The sequence below is a fragment of the Flavobacterium dankookense genome (genome assembly GCF_004362665.1).
Lineage (GTDB): Bacteria > Bacteroidota > Bacteroidia > Flavobacteriales > Flavobacteriaceae > Flavobacterium > Flavobacterium dankookense.
The window spans coordinates 265,532-283,147 of the sequence record NZ_SNXR01000011.1; the positions used below are offsets into that span (position 1 = coordinate 265,532).

Annotated in this window: 18 protein-coding genes; 10 read left to right on the forward strand and 8 right to left on the reverse strand. The window is 30.9% G+C overall.

The window, feature by feature from the left end:
- Positions 1-8: 8 nt before the first annotated feature.
- From BC748_RS02345 to BC748_RS02360, 4 genes are all read right to left on the reverse strand, one after another.
- Positions 9-3,698: a DUF7619 domain-containing protein gene (locus BC748_RS02345; protein ID WP_133531853.1), complete on the reverse strand. Its 3,690-nt coding sequence runs from the start codon at positions 3,696-3,698 to the stop codon at positions 9-11.
- 32 nt (positions 3,699-3,730) lie between these two features.
- On the reverse strand, positions 3,731-4,480 hold the full coding sequence (locus tag BC748_RS02350; RefSeq protein WP_133531854.1) for a LytR/AlgR family response regulator transcription factor: 750 nt from the start codon (positions 4,478-4,480) through the stop codon (positions 3,731-3,733).
- Positions 4,480-6,327: a tetratricopeptide repeat-containing sensor histidine kinase gene (locus BC748_RS02355; RefSeq protein WP_162846388.1), complete on the reverse strand. Its 1,848-nt coding sequence runs from the start codon at positions 6,325-6,327 to the stop codon at positions 4,480-4,482. Before BC748_RS02355 ends, BC748_RS02350 begins: the two co-directional genes overlap by 1 nt.
- Positions 6,328-6,588: 261 nt before the next feature.
- Positions 6,589-7,656 carry a branched-chain amino acid aminotransferase gene (locus BC748_RS02360; RefSeq protein ID WP_133531856.1) on the reverse strand — a complete coding sequence of 356 codons (1,068 nt, stop codon included), beginning with the start codon at positions 7,654-7,656 and terminating at the stop codon, positions 6,589-6,591.
- Positions 7,657-7,883: 227 nt separating this feature from the next.
- Here BC748_RS02360 and BC748_RS02365 point away from each other — a divergent pair, with 227 nt between their 5' ends.
- The 5 genes from BC748_RS02365 (at position 7,884) to BC748_RS14275 (ending at position 10,230) form a co-directional block, all read left to right on the forward strand.
- Positions 7,884-8,378, forward strand: coding sequence for a DUF4920 domain-containing protein (locus BC748_RS02365; RefSeq protein WP_133531857.1), 495 nt, complete (start codon positions 7,884-7,886; stop codon positions 8,376-8,378).
- Positions 8,379-8,383: 5 nt separating this feature from the next.
- Complete coding sequence (locus BC748_RS02370; RefSeq protein ID WP_133531858.1) at positions 8,384-8,845, forward strand: hypothetical protein; 462 nt, start codon at positions 8,384-8,386, stop codon at positions 8,843-8,845.
- A gap of 2 nt (positions 8,846-8,847) precedes the next feature.
- Positions 8,848-9,510, forward strand: coding sequence for a tRNA (5-methylaminomethyl-2-thiouridine)(34)-methyltransferase MnmC2 (gene mnmC2 / locus BC748_RS02375; protein WP_133531859.1), 663 nt, complete (start codon positions 8,848-8,850; stop codon positions 9,508-9,510).
- A gap of 133 nt (positions 9,511-9,643) precedes the next feature.
- Complete coding sequence (locus tag BC748_RS02380) at positions 9,644-9,829, forward strand: hypothetical protein (protein ID WP_425459543.1); 186 nt, start codon at positions 9,644-9,646, stop codon at positions 9,827-9,829.
- Positions 9,830-10,035: 206 nt separating this feature from the next.
- Complete coding sequence (locus tag BC748_RS14275; RefSeq protein ID WP_133531861.1) at positions 10,036-10,230, forward strand: hypothetical protein; 195 nt, start codon at positions 10,036-10,038, stop codon at positions 10,228-10,230.
- A gap of 47 nt (positions 10,231-10,277) precedes the next feature.
- On the opposite strand, the gene BC748_RS02390 is transcribed toward BC748_RS14275, so the two are convergent.
- Positions 10,278-11,219 (reverse strand): LysR substrate-binding domain-containing protein, encoded by a 942-nt coding sequence (locus BC748_RS02390; protein ID WP_133531862.1) that lies wholly within the window; start codon positions 11,217-11,219, stop codon positions 10,278-10,280.
- Between the two features lie 114 nt (positions 11,220-11,333).
- On the opposite strand from BC748_RS02390, the gene BC748_RS02395 reads away from it, so the two are divergent.
- The 5 genes from BC748_RS02395 (at position 11,334) to can (ending at position 15,200) form a co-directional block, all read left to right on the forward strand.
- The gene (locus BC748_RS02395) at positions 11,334-11,813 is read left to right on the forward strand and encodes a Dps family protein (RefSeq protein ID WP_133531863.1); all 480 of its coding nucleotides are present in this window, start codon (positions 11,334-11,336) and stop codon (positions 11,811-11,813) included.
- A 68-nt stretch (positions 11,814-11,881) separates the two neighbouring features.
- Positions 11,882-12,169 (forward strand): hypothetical protein, encoded by a 288-nt coding sequence (locus tag BC748_RS02400; RefSeq protein ID WP_133531864.1) that lies wholly within the window; start codon positions 11,882-11,884, stop codon positions 12,167-12,169.
- A gap of 60 nt (positions 12,170-12,229) precedes the next feature.
- Positions 12,230-13,837 carry a SulP family inorganic anion transporter gene (locus BC748_RS02405; protein ID WP_133531865.1) on the forward strand — a complete coding sequence of 536 codons (1,608 nt, stop codon included), beginning with the start codon at positions 12,230-12,232 and terminating at the stop codon, positions 13,835-13,837.
- Between the two features lie 27 nt (positions 13,838-13,864).
- Positions 13,865-14,548, forward strand: a complete 684-nt coding sequence (locus BC748_RS02410) for a carbonic anhydrase family protein (RefSeq protein ID WP_133531866.1) — start codon at positions 13,865-13,867, stop codon at positions 14,546-14,548.
- 16 nt (positions 14,549-14,564) lie between these two features.
- The gene (can, locus tag BC748_RS02415) at positions 14,565-15,200 is read left to right on the forward strand and encodes a carbonate dehydratase (protein ID WP_133531867.1); all 636 of its coding nucleotides are present in this window, start codon (positions 14,565-14,567) and stop codon (positions 15,198-15,200) included.
- Positions 15,201-15,229: 29 nt separating this feature from the next.
- Here can and BC748_RS02420 read toward each other — a convergent pair whose 3' ends face one another.
- The 3 genes from BC748_RS02420 to BC748_RS02430 form a co-directional block, all read right to left on the reverse strand.
- On the reverse strand, positions 15,230-16,429 hold the full coding sequence (locus tag BC748_RS02420; protein WP_133531868.1) for an LETM1-related biofilm-associated protein: 1,200 nt from the start codon (positions 16,427-16,429) through the stop codon (positions 15,230-15,232).
- Positions 16,430-16,501: 72 nt separating this feature from the next.
- Positions 16,502-17,074: a YdeI/OmpD-associated family protein gene (locus BC748_RS02425; protein ID WP_133531869.1), complete on the reverse strand. Its 573-nt coding sequence runs from the start codon at positions 17,072-17,074 to the stop codon at positions 16,502-16,504.
- A 7-nt stretch (positions 17,075-17,081) separates the two neighbouring features.
- Entirely contained in the window at positions 17,082-17,606 is a 525-nt protein-coding gene (locus tag BC748_RS02430; protein WP_133531870.1) for a superoxide dismutase family protein, read from the reverse strand.
- Positions 17,607-17,616 lie beyond the last annotated feature (10 nt).

Sequence of the window (17,616 nt, forward strand, 5' to 3'; positions counted from 1 at the left end):
CTAGTAATTTATTCTTTGATAATCTTTTCTACTTTAGTTCCATTATCTGAAGTTATTTTGAGGAAATAAATTCCTTTGGCTTTGTTGGTAATGTTTATAGTAGTAGTCATTTCGTCAAGTAGGTGTGTTTCCATCAATCTTCCTTGTACATCGAATAGCGCAACTGATTGAAGAGTTGTTAAACTATTGATAGTGATAACGCCATTTGTTGGGTTAGGATAGATGGTAATACCTTTGTCAATTTTAATATCGCCATTATTCAGGGCAGCAAAAGTAGTTTCCGCATCATTGGTTGCAATTGGGAAGTTGTAATCGAAATAGATGTTTGCTTTTTTAGAAACCACATCATTCACTTGAAGACTGTTTTTAGTTTTTATTTTAAACAATACGTTTCCATGTCCACCAACGGGTGGATTACCTGCTGCAGCAGCTAGATTTATTCCTTCAAAAACAAATTCAACAATATTGCCATTTATTCTTGTACTCGAAGGATTAGAGGTGTTCATAACTTGTAGCGTTTCGATATCGTATTTGGTAGTGTCAATTTCGGTTCTAACAACTACATTTTCAGCATAGAAAGTACCTAGATTTTCGAAGTTGATTACATAATGCAAATACTTGCCAATTTCTGTTGGAGAAACGGTTTCGCCTTCAATACACGTAATATCATTTGGGTCATAAGAACCCACTACTATTTGATTGAAAGTAAATGAATTATCGCTAGGCAGTTCATCATCAATGACTGGTGTTATACTAGTTGTAAAATTTAAAATATCACCATTGTTAACAGCAGGTGTTTCTTGTGGAGAGTTTACATTTATTTTTACGGTGATACTTCTATTTTCAAAAGGCATTAGGTTGGTAAAATTCCAAGTTTTAAGGTTCAATACACTAGCATCTACTGTAGGGTTAGCATCGATAACATTTAACCTTGCATCATCAAACGATAGTGTAACACTGCCAGAATGCATTTGATTTCCTTTGTTTTTATACACAATTTTGTAGACAGCATCAAAGCCAGGACGAGCAAAATCAATAGGAATTAATACTACTTCTATATCCTTATGTATGCCAACCGCTTGGATACAAAAGTCTTGAGCAGAGATATTGTTGTTGTTATCAAGAAAATTAAAATTGGCAGAAGTTGGTGAAAAATTAAACCATGTTGGGTTTTCAACATTTGGAGTGATAGTATAATTACCAGCGTTTGTAAAATAATTATAGCTACCATCAATATTGGTTACTGTTGCACCTGTTTCCACACCATCAGTAATGTCTAATCTAATAAACGGATTTACTTCGTCAGTAATCTCACAACCGTTGTTGTTATCATCAAAAATGGTTAGACCAGTGATGGTATTGTAATTGCCTCCTGGTGTAAAAGAGCAATACGAATTACTAACTGTAGCGTTCATACCCAAGCCATTTAACTGCGTTTGAAGTGCGTATAATTGTTGTGTATCAGCGCAAATGTATTGCAGATTTGGATTTTGAGAAATGTTTAAGTTTTGTTCGCTTATACCATTTTTGATAAATAAAGTAGTCAGTTGGTTATTACTGCAGGTCAGTTGAGTTAATTTTTTACAATTGCTTACATCGATAGTTTCCAGCAGGTTATTATCACAAAACAAAACTTCTAAATTGACTAAATTCGAAACATCTAAAACGCTAGTTTGCGTATCGAAAAGGGATAAGACTCTTAAGTTCACTAAATCATTTACATTAAAATTGGACAACGGATTGTTGGTATAACCTAAAAGATATAGAAGTGGATTGTTTGATAAATCTAAAGAAGTAATGGAGTTTTCATTACATTGAAATGTTGATAGTATTGGTGAATTACTAGTGTCAATAGCGGTTAAATTGTTGTTGCTACATTCCAGTTGTACTAAATTACTCAAGTTAGAAATGTTAAGAGATGTTAACTGATTACCACTACAATTTAATGTTTTTAAATTGTTTGTTGCAGACAAATTCAGATCGCTTAATAAATTGTTTTGACAGTTTAAATTTTCTAATGCAGGAAAGCTTGTAATGTCTAAACTTGTCAAATTATTAAACCCGCAACCTAGCGTTATTAAATTTGTAGATATACCACTAATATTGGCTAAGCCTAAATTATTATTGGAAAAATCTAAATTTTCTAATGCAATTAATCCATTTAAGTTTAGTGTTGTGAGTAAATTATAACCACAATATAGGGTTTTTAAACTAGTTAAGTTAGATACATTTAACGTTTCAAGTTGGTTACTAGAGCAACTTAAACTTTCAAGAAGTGGTAGGTTTGTTAGATTTAAATTAGCTAAATAATTTTGTGAACAATTTAGATTTTTTAGATTTAATAAATTATTTACATCGAGGTTTGTAATTCGACCTTGATAACAATCTAATGTTACTAGATTAGCCAAGTTGCTTACATCAAGAGAGGTCAATGCTGTGAAGTTACACGATAATTCCTTTAAATTAGTTAAGCTATTAACATCGATACTAGTTAATGTTCCCGCATTTTGAATTCCGTTAAAATAGAAATATTCGATATTGGTCAAATCAGATACATCTAGGTTAGTTATAAGTGTTTCATAACATTCAAATCGATTTAAATTTGACAAACCAGTTAGGTTTAAACTCTGCAATACATTTGTTATCTGACCATTTACTCGGTATCCGCTTCCGCATCTAAAAGTTGTTAAAGCACTTAGATTAGAAAGGTCTAAACTTTCAAATTTATTTACATAGCAAGTCAGATTTGTTAAATTGGGTAGATTGTTTAGAGATAAATTAATTAGTAAATTAAAAGAACAATCTAAATAGGTTAAACTAGATAAATTAGCAAGATTTAATGTTTCTATCTTATTATAAGAACAATTAAGTTGCGATAGTTGAGGTACATTTATCAAAGTTAAATTTGAAAGATTACCAGTAGGACTATCAAATCCATTCCCAATATCAGTTATTCCTGTTAAATTCAGTGACTGTAAACTACTTAAATTGTTTAAATTAACTGTAACTAATTCAGGGTTTGCGATACAATTAATTGAGACTAAAGCAGAATGATTAGTAATATTTAAGGCTGTTAATTTGTTATTGGAGCAATCAATATTATTTAAATTTGTAAAACTGTTAATGTCTATTGCTGTTAAAAGATTTGAGCTGCAAAGTAATGATGATAAGTTTGGTGCGTTTAGATTAAAAGTTGCAATTTTATTATGTGATATATCCAAATATTGAAGATTGTTCAAATTGGAAGCATTAAAACTTGTTAATTTATTATTGTTACAAATTAAGTTATTTATAGTATCAGCAACACCATTTAAAGTTGTGAGTTGATTATTGGAGCAACTAAGTGAAGATAGATTTGAAACCCCAGTTAAATTTAATGTACTTATAGAATTATTTGAACAATCTATTATATATAAACCAAATAGACCAGTTAAATTCAAATTTGTAATTGAATTATTAAAACAATACAAAATACCTAAATTGGTAAAGCTTGTGATACCTGTTAAATCTTGAATATTGCTATCCGACACATCCAGAAAACCAACTTGTTGGGCTTCTGTTTGTTGAATTTCTCCATCAGAATTGATGTCAAATCCATCAGCAATCAATTTTGCTTTGAAATTAGCATCAGGAATAGTCACTATTTGAGCATTTACCATCCCGGTAAATAGCATTAGTAGGATTAGTATTTTTTTCATAATTACTACTTTATCTTGTTTTGTTATGGTTTTTAAAAATTCTTAATTAATTCTTGCAGTCGTTCTTTTTTACTTTGCGCAATGGGAATGTTGGTATTATCTGCCATAATCACATAACCACCATCTGATTTGATATATGATTTTAGGTAAGATAAATTAATTAAATGCGATTGATGAATGCGTTCAAAGCCGTGTTCCGTCAATAGTTCTTCATACTCTTTTAATGTTCTTGAAATCAAAAGCGGTTTATGATTTTTGATAAAAAACTCAGTATAATTCACTTTTGCTTCACATCGAATAATGTCTGACACTTCAAATAAATGAATACCATCACTAGTAGAAAGTGCTATTCTTTTGAAATTATCTACTTTTTTTCGAATGTTTTCCAACAATAAATCAATATGTTCAAATGAGCTACTTTTTCCAACTACTTCTTTTATTTTTACAATTGTACTTTGTAGTTCTTCAGGATCAACAGGTTTTAAAATAAAATCTAATGCCGAAAACTTAAATGCTTTCACCGCATATTGTTCATGAGCAGTTATAAATACAATATGTGCAGTTGTTTTTCCAAGTTTTTCAAGTATGTCAAAACCAGTTCCATCATTGAGATGGATGTCAAGAAAAATAACTTGTGGATTGGAGCTTTTTAATAGCTCAACACCGGTTTTTACGCTTTCGGCTTCACCAATGATTTGAATTTCGTTGGTATAACGTTCTAGCAAAGCTTTCAAACCTGTTCTTAGATGTTTGTCGTCGTCAATTAATACTGCTGTTATCATTATTGAATATATTGTATTGGCAATTTCAAGGTTACTCGAGTTCCTTTAATGTTGTTGTTTTCTTCTATTTCTTTGATTTCGATTTGCGCCGACTTTGATATGGTTGCTTCCATAATTTCCAATCGTTTTTTTGTGATTTCCAATGCCATAGATTGATGTGCTTGCATTGAATTTTGTTTTATCTCTTTTGATTTGGAAATTCCAATTCCATCATCAGTAATAGTACAAACTAGCTGATTTTCTTTTACGACAAAGGAAACTTCAATTTTTCCGTTGCTTTCTTTTGGAACTAAACCATGAAGAATGGCGTTTTCTACAAAAGGTTGTATCAATAACGGAGGTAATCCCATATTAAATTCAACGGAATCGCTTGAAGAAATTTTAAAGACAAACTTATTATGAAAACGTAGTTGTTCTAACTCTAAGTAGTTCTGTAAACTCTCGATTTCTTTGTCAATAGGAATAATCGAACCTTTCGAATATTCAAGTGTTAATCGCATTAATTTTGAAAATTTTGAAAGGTATTTCAATGCTTGATCGGTTCCATTTTGAACAATAAAACTAGAAATAGAACCCAAACAGTTGAAGACAAAGTGTGGATTCATTTGCAGATGTAATGCTTTTTGTTCGTATTCTGCAACTTCTTTTTGCAAAGTCAATCGGCGTTTTACTTGTCTTCTGTTGAAAATTACAAATACTAAACCTATCAACAACAATCCACCAATGATAGAAAAGAAAGTAATCAACTTATTTTGTTTGCTCTTTTCCATCAAGACACTTTCTTTCATCTGGTATTCAAAATTCATTTCAGCACGAAGAAATTTTTTGTTATTTTCTAAATTAATTATACTGTCGCGAGCTTGAATATAAGCTTTGTAATGCTGTAATGATAACTTGTCATTTCCTTTAATTTCGTGAATTTCACTTAGTAATTTCTCAGAATGAAAGGTTTGGTCCAAAACACCAATTTCTTTTGCATATTGTAATGATTTTTCAGCATAAGGAAGTGCTTTCTCAACTTGTTTTTGTTCATAATGCAATTGCCCTAGATTATATAACGCTAATGAAGCAACAAATTTATTAGCGATGCTTTCACTCATTGCAATGGAAGCATTATAGTTTTCAATTGCTTCGGTTATTTTATTTTCCGTCTTATAAAAATCGCCTAGATAATTTAATAAAAGAGCATTTCCACGCTTATTTTCAATAGTTTCAAATATTTTTTTTGCTTTTGAATAATAAATAAGAGCATTTTTTAAATCATTCTTTTCAAAATAAATAACACCAATATTGGTAAAGGTTACAGGTAATGTCTGCTCTCCAATTTCTTCTTGAATTTTAGCCGCTTTTTTTAGATATTCTAGTGCTTTTTTGTTATTTCTTTCTGATTTATAAACAATTCCGATATTGTTGTATGCTTTTGAAATACCAACTTTTTCATTTAGTTTTACATAAAGTTGAAGCGATTTTTGATAATTTTCTAATGCTAAACCATAATTATTTTCTTCTGATGATATTACTCCAAAACTAGCGTAAGCTCTAGCCAATCCAATTTTGTTTCGTTTGTTATCAGGTTCGTTTTCTACTAAGTTTTCAAATAAATGAATTGCTTTTTCGATGGTTTGTTTAGCTTTTTTATAATCACCAAGTATAATCTTTGCGTTTCCTAAGTTGATAAATGATGTGGCATAACCAAATTCAAATTTCTTTTGTTTTGATAATGTAGATGCTTTTAATGCAAATGCAGCAGTAGAGTCTGGATGAATAACTTTGTATTCGTCTGCAATTTGATTGTAAAGATTAGCTCGAGTAGTATCAATTTTAGTTGCTTTTACAACTCGTTTCAAACTGTCAATTTTTGCATTATGCATCTGACCGAAAGAGCTTATGAAAGCAAAGTTTATTATTGATACTATGATGTATTTACTTTTCAAAATCGTTGTTTTAATTTCTAAAGCAAATATAAAGTAAGTTGTTTGTTAAAAATGAAGTAACTTATTATTAGATAGTTTTGAGTTATTATTTCTTTGTGATGAGTTATTTGTTAAAAATCAAAACCCGATTTTCATTGAAAATCGGGTTTGTAGTTATTATATAAAAACTAAAATTTAAACTTCCACAGTCCAACCAAAAGTATCTTCTGCTAGTTTATATTGAATTTTAGTTAATTTATCTTTAAGTTGCATCGCAATTGAGTTTTCAATTTTTGGAAGTTCATAATACGTTCCTTGATATTGAAAACCAACAATAGGACTAACCACAGCTGCTGTTCCTGCACCAAAAATTTCTTTTAAGCTTCCGTCTTTTGCAGCGGCAATTAATTCGTCAACTAAAACCGAACGCACATCAACATTTATTCCTTCTCTTTTAGCTAAGTCGATTAAGCTTTTACGAGTAACACCATCAAGAATTCTTTCGCTAGTTGGCGCTGTATATAATGTATCATTGATTCTGAAAAATACATTCATCGTTCCAGCTTCTTCTAGCTTAGTGTGTGTGGCATCATCGGTCCAAATGATTTGTTGGAATCCTTTTTCTTGTGCCAATTTTTGAGGATAAAATTGAGCTGAATAATTTCCAGCGGCTTTTGCAGCACCAATTCCACCATTTGCAGCTCTACTATAATGCTCAGCAATAATAACTTTTACCTCACCAGAATAATAGGATTTTGCAGGCGAAAGAATAATCATAAATCGGTATTGAGTTGATGGTTGTGCAATAACTCCTGAGCCAACAGCAATCATAAATGGTCTGATGTAAAGTGTATTTCCTAAACCTTTCTTTACCCAATCTCTTTCAATATCTAAAATTGTTTTCAGTCCATCAATAAAAATGCTTCCAGGAACTTCTGGCATGGCCATTCTCACGGCTGATTTATTAAAACGGATTAAGTTTTCTTCAGGACGGAAAAGCCAAACGGAATTATTTTCACCTTTATAGGCTTTCATTCCTTCAAAAATAGCTTGTCCATAATGAAACACCTTGGCAGATGGATCAATCATAAACGGTTCATAAGGTTTTATAATTGGTTTTTGCCAATGTCCTTCTTTGAAATCACAAACCAACATATGGTCAGTAAAAGTGCTTCCAAAAGAAAGATTTTCAAAGTCAACATCATTAATTTTTGAAGAAATAGCCTTAACTATATCGATTTCGTTTGTAGAATTTAAACTCATTAAAATTTTATTTGTTTAAAAATATTTGTAATCATCTGATAAATAATGAAATACACAATACTTTAAAAGTTAGTAGTTGTGTTGTTTGTATTTTGTAAAACTAATAAAAAATATTTTCGATTTAGCATGAAGATTTATTTTTTCATTTTTAAAAAATTAATCAAATTTTAAATTAAGTTTCTGCTATTCTAATTACTTTTGTTTCAGTTAATCAATTTAATTTTTTTATGAAAAAAACTATTTCACTTTTATTAGTATGCTTCTTTTTTGTTGCAACTGGATTTGCACAATCCAATAAAAAAGCAAAATTAAATCCAAATGACTATGCACTATTTGGAGAAAAGTTCACATTAGATAAAGTCATGACCGAAAAGGAAATGCTAAAAAAATATAAATCATTAAAAAAAGGCGATACTATATACGTAAAGTTCCAATCAGACATTAAAACAGTTTGCAAAAAGAAAGGTTGTTGGATGAACTTAGATTTGACGGATGATAATAAAGCATTTGTAAAATTTAAAGACTATGGTTTTTTTGTGCCACTAAATGCTGATGGTAGCGAGTCTATTGTTTATGGAAAAGCTTATATTGATGTTGTAAGTGTAGACGAGTTAAAGCATTATGCAAAGGATGGAGGTAAAACACAAGCCGAAATCAATAAAATAAAGAAACCTGAAATAACCTATGCTTTTATGGCAAACGGAGTTTACATTAAGAAATAACAATCATGTTTAAAAAGGTTATTTTATGCTTGCTTGTAGTTGCTGTAATTTCTTGTCAAAAGAAAGAAGAAGCTAAGAAAGACGAAAACTGCACTACAGATACTATCATCAAATCGGGCGAAAAGAAGTTCGAAATGTATCAAATGTCCGAAATGGCAGCTTTGATGGAACAAATGTATGTGGACAACCAACGATTAAAAGAGCGTATTCAAAAAGGTGAAAAAATTGGCGAGTTTCCTCAGCATTTCTTAAAAATTCACAAAGCTGTAATGACTGATAAACAAGAAAACGATGATTTTTTCAAAGAACAAGCCGCAAAGTTTATCAAAGCACAAGAGATGATTTATAAAGATCCAGCCAATGCAAAAGAACATTTTAATGCTGGCGTTGATGCTTGTATTCAATGTCATCAGAAAAAATGTGGCGGACCAATTCCAAGGATTAAAAAACTATATATCAAAGAATAATTTTGAAAAAAGAAATTATTCAAACCAAAGACGGCTCAACAACATTCTATTTGCCTGAATTGAATGAAACGTATCATTCAAAAAATGGCGCAATTCAAGAAGCCTATCATGTGTTTATAAAAAATGGGTTTTCTCTTTTTGAGAGAAAACCCATTTCTATTTTAGAAATTGGTTTTGGAACTGGTTTGAATGCTTTTATCACCAGTTTAGAATCACAAAAAAATAATCAAATTATAGATTATGTTGGAGTAGAAGCTTATCCAGTCTCTATGGATGAAGCTTTTACTATGAATTATGTCAATCAAATTGATGCCTCAAAAAAAGAAGAGTTTAAAAAAATCCATCAAATGGATTGGGAAACTCCAATCCAAGTCAATCCAACATTTCACCTTACTAAACGAAAGCAATTTTTTCAAGACATAGCAGATGTTGAGGTTTTCGATCTAATTTATTTTGATGCTTTTGGATACGATGTTCAACCTGAATTATGGTCTGACGAGATTTTCTTAAAAATGTTTAATGCCTTGAAGTCTGGCGGTATTTTAGTAACTTATGCTTGTAGAACAGTGATAAAAAACTCGATGATTGCTGCTGGTTTTAAAATCGAGAAACTTCCTGGTGCACCTGGAAAAAGAGAAATGCTTCGGGCAAGTAAACAAGACTAAAATTTAACATTCCTATAGTTTTATTTAACTTTTTGTTGTCAAAACAGGCATAGTTTTTTTGGTAACTTTGAAAAAATGTAAAAGGCTTTTTATTATCTCTATTAATTAATTTCATTTTGTTATGACAAAAACTATGTTAGCACACACAAAAAGAGTTTTGAGAATCGTCAGTTTTGATGTAAATCTATTTTATAAAGAACTAGAAAAGGCTTATAAACTTTTACTGCCTTATGAACTTGAAGAATTAACAAATTGGTTATTAAAATTCACAAACGACAAACCCGATTTGAAGCAATGTTTAATCAAAATTAATCCATAAAAAACTAAAGGAGCTTAAATGGTTCCTTTTTTTTAAAGCTTATTTTTAATTGTAAGAAAATATATTTAAATAATGTTAATTAAATCATTTTATCGTATAAAAATGCATTTAAACGATGTTTTTTGTAAAAAAAACTTGTTTGAATGAATTATTTAATCTACTTTTACTCAACGTTCAAATAAGAGTTAACCCCAAATCTTAACATTATGCCACGAATGATCTATGATTACACAAAATCTGTACTCGAGAGAGTCAGTTTTGACCCAGCTTTATTTGCTAAAGAGTTAAAAAAAGCAATTAGAAATTTACTGCCTTATGAGTTAGAACAACTTAAAAGGTGGTTGCAGTTTTTCACAAAAGAAAAACCCGAGTTAACAAAATGTTTGTTGGTTATAAATTAGTAATTTGATTAGTTGATTGATTAGAATAAGGAGTTTGTGCGAACTCCTTATTTTTTTTGTATTGGACTAATAATTTCTACATTTTGAAATGCAATTGCACCTCTAACCACACCGGAAATACTGTTTCTTAAAGCATCAATGATATGAATCTTTAATTCATTTTTAGGAAAAATTAAACTTACTTCTCTTGCTGGTTTTGGTGAAGCAAAGTGACGAAGTTTTGTTTTGTTTTTTTCGTTCAAGTCTAGTGTATGTAAATAAGGAAGCAAAGTTGTGCCTAAACCTTCGTCTGCTAATTTTATCAAGGTTTCAAAACTTCCGCTTTCAATTTGAAAATGATTGTTTTCATTTTGGCCTTTGTTTTTACACAAATTCAAAATTCCATCTCTAAAACAATGACCATCTTGAAGAAGTAAAATTTCATTAATATCTAAATCATCAATTGTTATTTCTTGTTTTTTAAACGAAGAATGGTTTTCAGGAACATAAGCTACAAAAGGTTCAAAGTATAATACAATTTCTTTTATTTTTTCATCTTCCAAAGGTGTTACAGCAATTGCAGCATCCAAGTGACCATTTTTTAATTTTGAAATAATTTCATTGGTGTTTAATTCCTCAATAATCAATTTTACTTTAGGATATTTTTTTATGAAATTATTCAAAAACATTGGAAGCAAAGTTGGCATAACTGTTGGAATAATTCCTAAACGAAATTCACCACCAATAAATCCTTTTTGTTGTTCAACAATGTCATGAATTCTGTCAGCTTCATTAACAATATTCTTTGCTTGATTGACAATTTTTTGACCAATTTCAGTTAACTGTATTGGTTTTTTTGTCCTATCAAATATTTGAATAGCTAGTTCTTCTTCAATTTTTTGAATTTGCATACTTAATGTTGGTTGGGTAACAAAACATTTTTCTGCTGCAAGTGTAAAGTTTTTGTGTTCGGCAACTGCCAAAACATATTGAAGTTGTGTAATTGTCATGAGAATAGTAAAATTTGATGCAAATATAAATACTATCAATTTAACTTATAGTATTTATTATCAATTTATGACAAAATTTGTTATACATTGTATCAAAATAATAAAATCAAGAAAATGAAATTAAATGCTTTGGGATTGCCAGTAAAAGAAACAGAAATTCTAGCTGTAGAATTGAATATACTGTTAGCTAATTTTCAAATATATTATCAAAATTTGAGAGGTTTACATTGGAATATTAAAGGCAAACGTTTTTTTGACTTGCATCTAAAGTTTGAAGAATTATACAACGATAGCCAATTAAAAATCGACTTAATTGCAGAGCGCGTTTTAACATTGGGTGAAACTCCTTTACATACATTTGAAGATTATATTTCAAATAGTAAACTCAAAGTTGGAAAAAATATTCACAATGATGAAGAAGCTATTGTGTTAATTGTAAATTCATTAACTGAGTTATTAAAAATTGAACGAATAATTTTATCGCAATCAGATGAAATTAATGATGAAGGAACCAACGCAATGATGAGTGATTTTATTAAAGAACAAGAAAAAACTATGTGGATGATGAATGCTTGGTTAGAAGAAAAATATTAATATTTTTGATATTAAAATTTATTTAAAAAAAACAGCTCAAACGCGATTACTATTATTATCTTTGAAGTATGAAATTCGCGGCAATAATCATATTGTTTCTCTTTGTTACTTTTCTTTCAACACCTACCGTGGTTAGTTTGATTGAGAAAAATTATGATGTTTCCATGTTCTATAGTTTTGCTGAAGAAGAAACTCATAAAGAACTAAAAGAAGTCAAAGCAGAAATAAAACAAAGTTTTGATTATCCTTTTTCGAATGCTACAATCAAGGAAAATTCAACTATCATTTCTGAAAACTTGTCAAAACATGATAACGTTTCAGATGAAATCTTTTCTCAACCACCTGAATTAATTTAATACAAACAAGCTTACTTTTCGCTTTAGCGGAACAATATTGTATTAAATTAATTAAAGGTAATGACAAAAAAAATAAATCTTTTTGCAAACCTTAAGTCTGATTTCGCATCGGGTTTAGTGGTTTTTTTGGTGGCACTTCCACTTTGTTTAGGAATAGCGTTAGCGTCTGGTGCACCATTATTTTCAGGAATAATAGCAGGTGTGGTTGGCGGAATTATTGTTGGATATTTGAGTAAATCTCACTTAAGTGTTTCTGGTCCAGCTGCTGGTTTGACCGCAATAGTTTTAACGGCTATAACCGATTTGGGTGCTTTCAATGTATTTCTTCTTGCTGGATTGATAGCTGGATTATTACAGCTTGGATTAGGATTTATAAAAGCGGGTTCCATATCAAATTATTTTCCAACTAATGTTATTGAAGGAATGCTTGCCGGAATTGGTGTTATTATCATTCTTAAACAAATTCCACATGCTTTTGGGTATGATGCTGACTTTGAAGGAGATGAAGCTTTTGTACAAGCAGATGGACAAAACACCTTCACTGAGCTTTTCAATTTTCTGGATTATATAAATTTAGGAGCAGTAGTTATTGCAGCTATTTCATTATTTATTTTGATAGCTTGGAATAAAGTTGATTTTTTAAGAAAAATTAAATTAGTTCCGCCAGCATTAGTAGCTGTTATCGTCAGTATTTTAATAAATGAATTTTTTATTCGTACTGGAAATGCTCTAGCTATTGGCAAAGAACATTTGGTTAGTTTACCTGTTCCAACCACTTTTGAAGAATTTAAAAATATCATTATTTTACCTGATTTTACGGCTATTACCAATGCAAAAGTTTGGGTTGTTGGTGTTACCATTGCAATTGTTGCTTCTATTGAAACATTACTTTGTATTGAAGCTGCCGACAGAATGGATGTTCAAAAACGATATACAGATACAAACGTCGAACTAAAAGCACAAGGTGTTGGAAATATTATCAGTTCTTTGTTAGGCGGTTTACCAATGACTTCTGTTGTGGTAAGAACTTCAGCGAATGCTGCTGCTGGTGCAAAATCTAAAATGTCAGCTATAATTCATGGATTATTATTATTGATTAGCGTTTTAGCAATTCCAGCTTTGTTGAATAAAATTCCTTTAGCGACATTGGCTGCTGTTCTTTTATTAGTTGGATATAAATTAGCAAAACCATCAGTATTCAAGCATTTTTGGGAAAAAGGGAAATACCAATTCGTTCCTTTCATTGCTACTTTTGCTGCGGTTGTTTTTACAGATTTATTAAAAGGTGTTGCATTAGGAATGATTATTAGCATCATTTTTATTCTTAGAGGTAACATGAAGCATGCTTACAACTTTAGAAAAGAAGAATATAAAGATGGTGATATTATCCATATTGATTTAGCGCAAGAAGTTTCGTTTTTAAATAAAGCGGCAATTAAGAATACATTAGCTTCTATACCAGATAATTCAAAAGTAATCATCAATGCTTCTGATACCGTTTATATTGCACATGATATTCAGGATTTAATCAATGAGTTCAAAAAAATTAGAGCGAAAGAAGATAATATTAAAGTAAAGCTTGTAGGATTTAAAAAAGCATACGATTTAGAAAATACGGCTGTCTCTGATAAGAATGTATTTTTTGAACAAAAAGTTCCTAAAAATTAAAGTTTAAAAAAAATTAAATTACACGAAATGAAAACACTAAATAAAGAATTACAAGCAGAAATTACTCCACGAAAAGCACTAGAAATTTTAAAAGAAGGAAATAGTAGATTTATGAAAAATCTACAATCGGATAGAGATTTATTAAAACAAGCCAATGAAACGCGTGATGGGCAATGGCCATTTGCTACAATCTTAAGTTGTATTGATAGTAGAACATCTGCTGAATTAATTTTTGATCAAGGTTTAGGCGACGTTTTCTCTGTTAGAATTGCTGGAAATATAGTAAACACTGATATTTTAGGAAGTATGGAATTTGCTTGTAAAGTTGCTGGTTCTAAACTTATTGTAGTTCTTGGTCACAGTAAATGTGGTGCAGTAAAAGGTGCTTGCGATCACGTAGAAATGGGTAATCTTACCGAATTATTGTCAAAGCTTCAACCAGCCGTTTATCAAGAGAATGAGACAACTGGAGAAAGAAGTTCCAAAAACGCTACATTTGTTGAAAACGTTGCCCAAATTAACGTAAAGAGAAGCGTAAAAAGCATCATTGAGCGTAGTTTTATTTTAGAGCAAATGCTTGAAAATGGTGAAATAGGAATTGTCGGTGGAATGCACGATCTTGAAACAGGTAAAGTAACTTTTTATGACGATGTAACTTACATCAAAGACGATGTAAATCCAGATTTTTCAGTTGCTGAGCTAAGACATTAATATTAAATAACAAAACATGAGTGAGTTATATAAGCAACTATTAGAAAACAATAAAAAATGGGTTGAAGATCAATTGGCGCTTGATAAAGACTTTTTTAAAGACTTGGCAAAAGGCCAAAATCCGCAACTTCTTTGGATTGGTTGTTCTGATAGTCGCGTTCCTGCCAATGAAATAGTTGGAGGAAAACCTGGCGACGTTTTTGTTCACAGAAACATAGCTAATATGGTGGTTCACTCAGATATGAACATGTTGAGCGTGCTTGATTATGCGGTTAATGTTCTAAAAGTTAAACACGTAATCGTCTGTGGACATTATGGTTGTGGTGGCGTAAAAGCTGCTTTAGGCAACAGTTCTATAGGTATTATTGACAATTGGATTCGTCACATTAAAGATGTATATCGTTTGCACAAAGACGAATTAGATAATATTCCTAATGAAGATGATCGTTTTAATACATTTGTTGAAATTAATGTAAAAGAACAAGTATTCGATTTAGCTAAAACGTCCATCGTACAAAATGCTTGGAAAAACAATCAGGAACTTTTTTTACACGGTTGGGTTTACGGACTAAATTCAGGTTATGTAACGGATTTGAATGTTAACATAAGTTCAGAAAAAGATTTAGACGATGTTTATCAACTCAAATTTTAAATAGAAACGCCGCTTTTAAGCGGCTTTTTTTATAAGTCATCATCACTATTTTCATTAAAAGCGGATGGTAACATTTTTGGTATAAATTTTATCAATATCGGTAGGAGTAAAGCACCACCAGGAAGCAAAAATATCGTCAGCGACGGAACGGTTTTACAAATGTCTAACAATTGCTTTTTTATTTTTTTCTTTTCTTCCTTGTCCAAATCTTTGTGCGTTGACTTGGCTAAAAGTTGCATCAATTCTTTACTTTGTTGGATTTCTTTAACTAAACGTTTTTTGTTTCGTGTAATCAAAACACTAACGCTTTCGGTTGTATTGTCATAAAAGTGTTTTACTGGATTTGAAAAGTTGAAATAAGGAATCTCACTTTTATATTTTACAATAAAATAGTTTACATAGTCAATACTATTCAAAACAGTTGTCTCAGGCAGATCTAATTTTTCGCCCAGCTTATACATAAAATAGCGTTCTTCGTTTTCTACTTTTTCATCGCTCCACAAACTAATTCCGGCTAAGTCGATGATGTATAATTTTTCCATTACATTTTCCAAATAGCTCAAATCGATACTCTCAATGTTTTTGCTAGTTACACTCGAAAATTTATTGTAACGAACAGACGATTCAAATAGTTTTTGTAATAATTCATCGTGCACAGAAATTCCTGTCTTTGATTTTAAAGAAATCGAAACGACATTGATGACAATTTCTTCAATTTTATTGGAGTATTTTTCTGGAATTTCGCCTAACTCCAAATACTTTTTAAATGCTAAAACATCAATAAATGATAACGCATTAGTAATTACATGAGAAAAGTTTTTACTAAAGATATCCTCATTCGTTTGAACTCTAGTATGAATTATTTCTTCTAGATTCGACGAACTCGATTGACTACTTAAAATAGTAAATATCGAACTGCTTTTTGGATTTAAATTTTTATAAAAACTAACACAATCACTTGTGAACTTTGCCGTATCAACCGATTGATTAACCAAACAATGCATTTTAAAAAGCGTATTCAACAAACTGATTTTCGAAATCTCTGTTGGTAGCCAATTCGCTATTGGAATAGGAATTCTTGTATCTACATTGACAATATGACCAAAAATAAAACCTGTTTTTTTGATGGAATCATACAACGAAATTTCGTCAATAATTACTCCTTCGATTGAGTGTTTTTGCTCAACAAAAAACTTGTCTATCCAGCCGTGTATTGAAGGGTTAATCATTTCCGAGAATTAATTTCGTTGCAAAGCTAAATCTTTTTTTGGTAGTAAAAGAATAAGAAATAGTTAACCCTTTTAATAGCTACTTCGCGACTTGATATTTTGTTCGCAAAGTTCAATAATTTCGGCAATTCTGTTCGCTCGTGTTTCTTCTCTTTTGGCTTGATTTAGCCAATACAGATAGCTTTTTTTGTAGGATGGACTAAATTGCGAATAGTTACTAAAAGCTGTTGGGTGCTGTTGGAATGCTGTTGCCAAATCGTTTGGGATAACTAAATTCTCAACATCATCTAAGGATTCCCAAGAGCCATTTTTCTTAGCAATTTCTATCTTTTTTAAACCACTTTCGTGCATTAAATTATCTGAAATTAGTTTCTCGATGTAGGTTTTGTTTAGTTTACTCCAAACGCTTTTATCTTTCCTCGGAGTAAAAAGCTGTTTTCTTCTGTTGTCATCAATTCGTTTAACAGTTGAATCTATCCAACCATAGCAAATGGCAACTTGAACTGCTTCTTCCCATCGCATACTTTCAAAATCGCTATTTACTTTATAGAAAATCAAATGAGCACGTTGACAGGTTGCATGATTTTCGTGTAACCAATCGCGCCATTCTTTTGCATTCTTAAAATAGAAATGTTCTTCTTCCAAGGCACTCTTATTCGATAATTGCTGAACAGGCTATTCGTCCGCCAGCGTTTCCTGTTGGTTGTGTAGTAAAATCATCTGGATTGGCATGAACAATAATTGCTTTACCCACAATATTTTTTGTTTCATCGGCACAACCAATACACCATTCGTCCGTTTTTAAAGTGATAGTTGCTGTTCCATTTTCATCTGTAGCAACATTACCAATATCGCCTTTGTGGTGTTCATCATCTGACCATCTTCCGTGTTTTTTGAACGTTGGGTTCCAATGTCCACCAGCCGAAGCAGCATCAGCCGAAGAGCAATCTGCTTTTTCATGAATATGAAGACCATGAACTCCAGGTTTTAAATTTTTTATGGTAGCTTCAAAAGTAACAAACCCATTTTTTTCTGTAAACGATGCCACACCGTTAACCGTACTTCCGCTTTTTGCTTCCAGCTGAAGGACTAGTTTCTTGCTGTTGTTTGTACTACTAGATTTGCATGCTATCAAGACACTAATAGCAATGGCGCCATAAATAAATAATTTTTTCATGAGAGTTAAT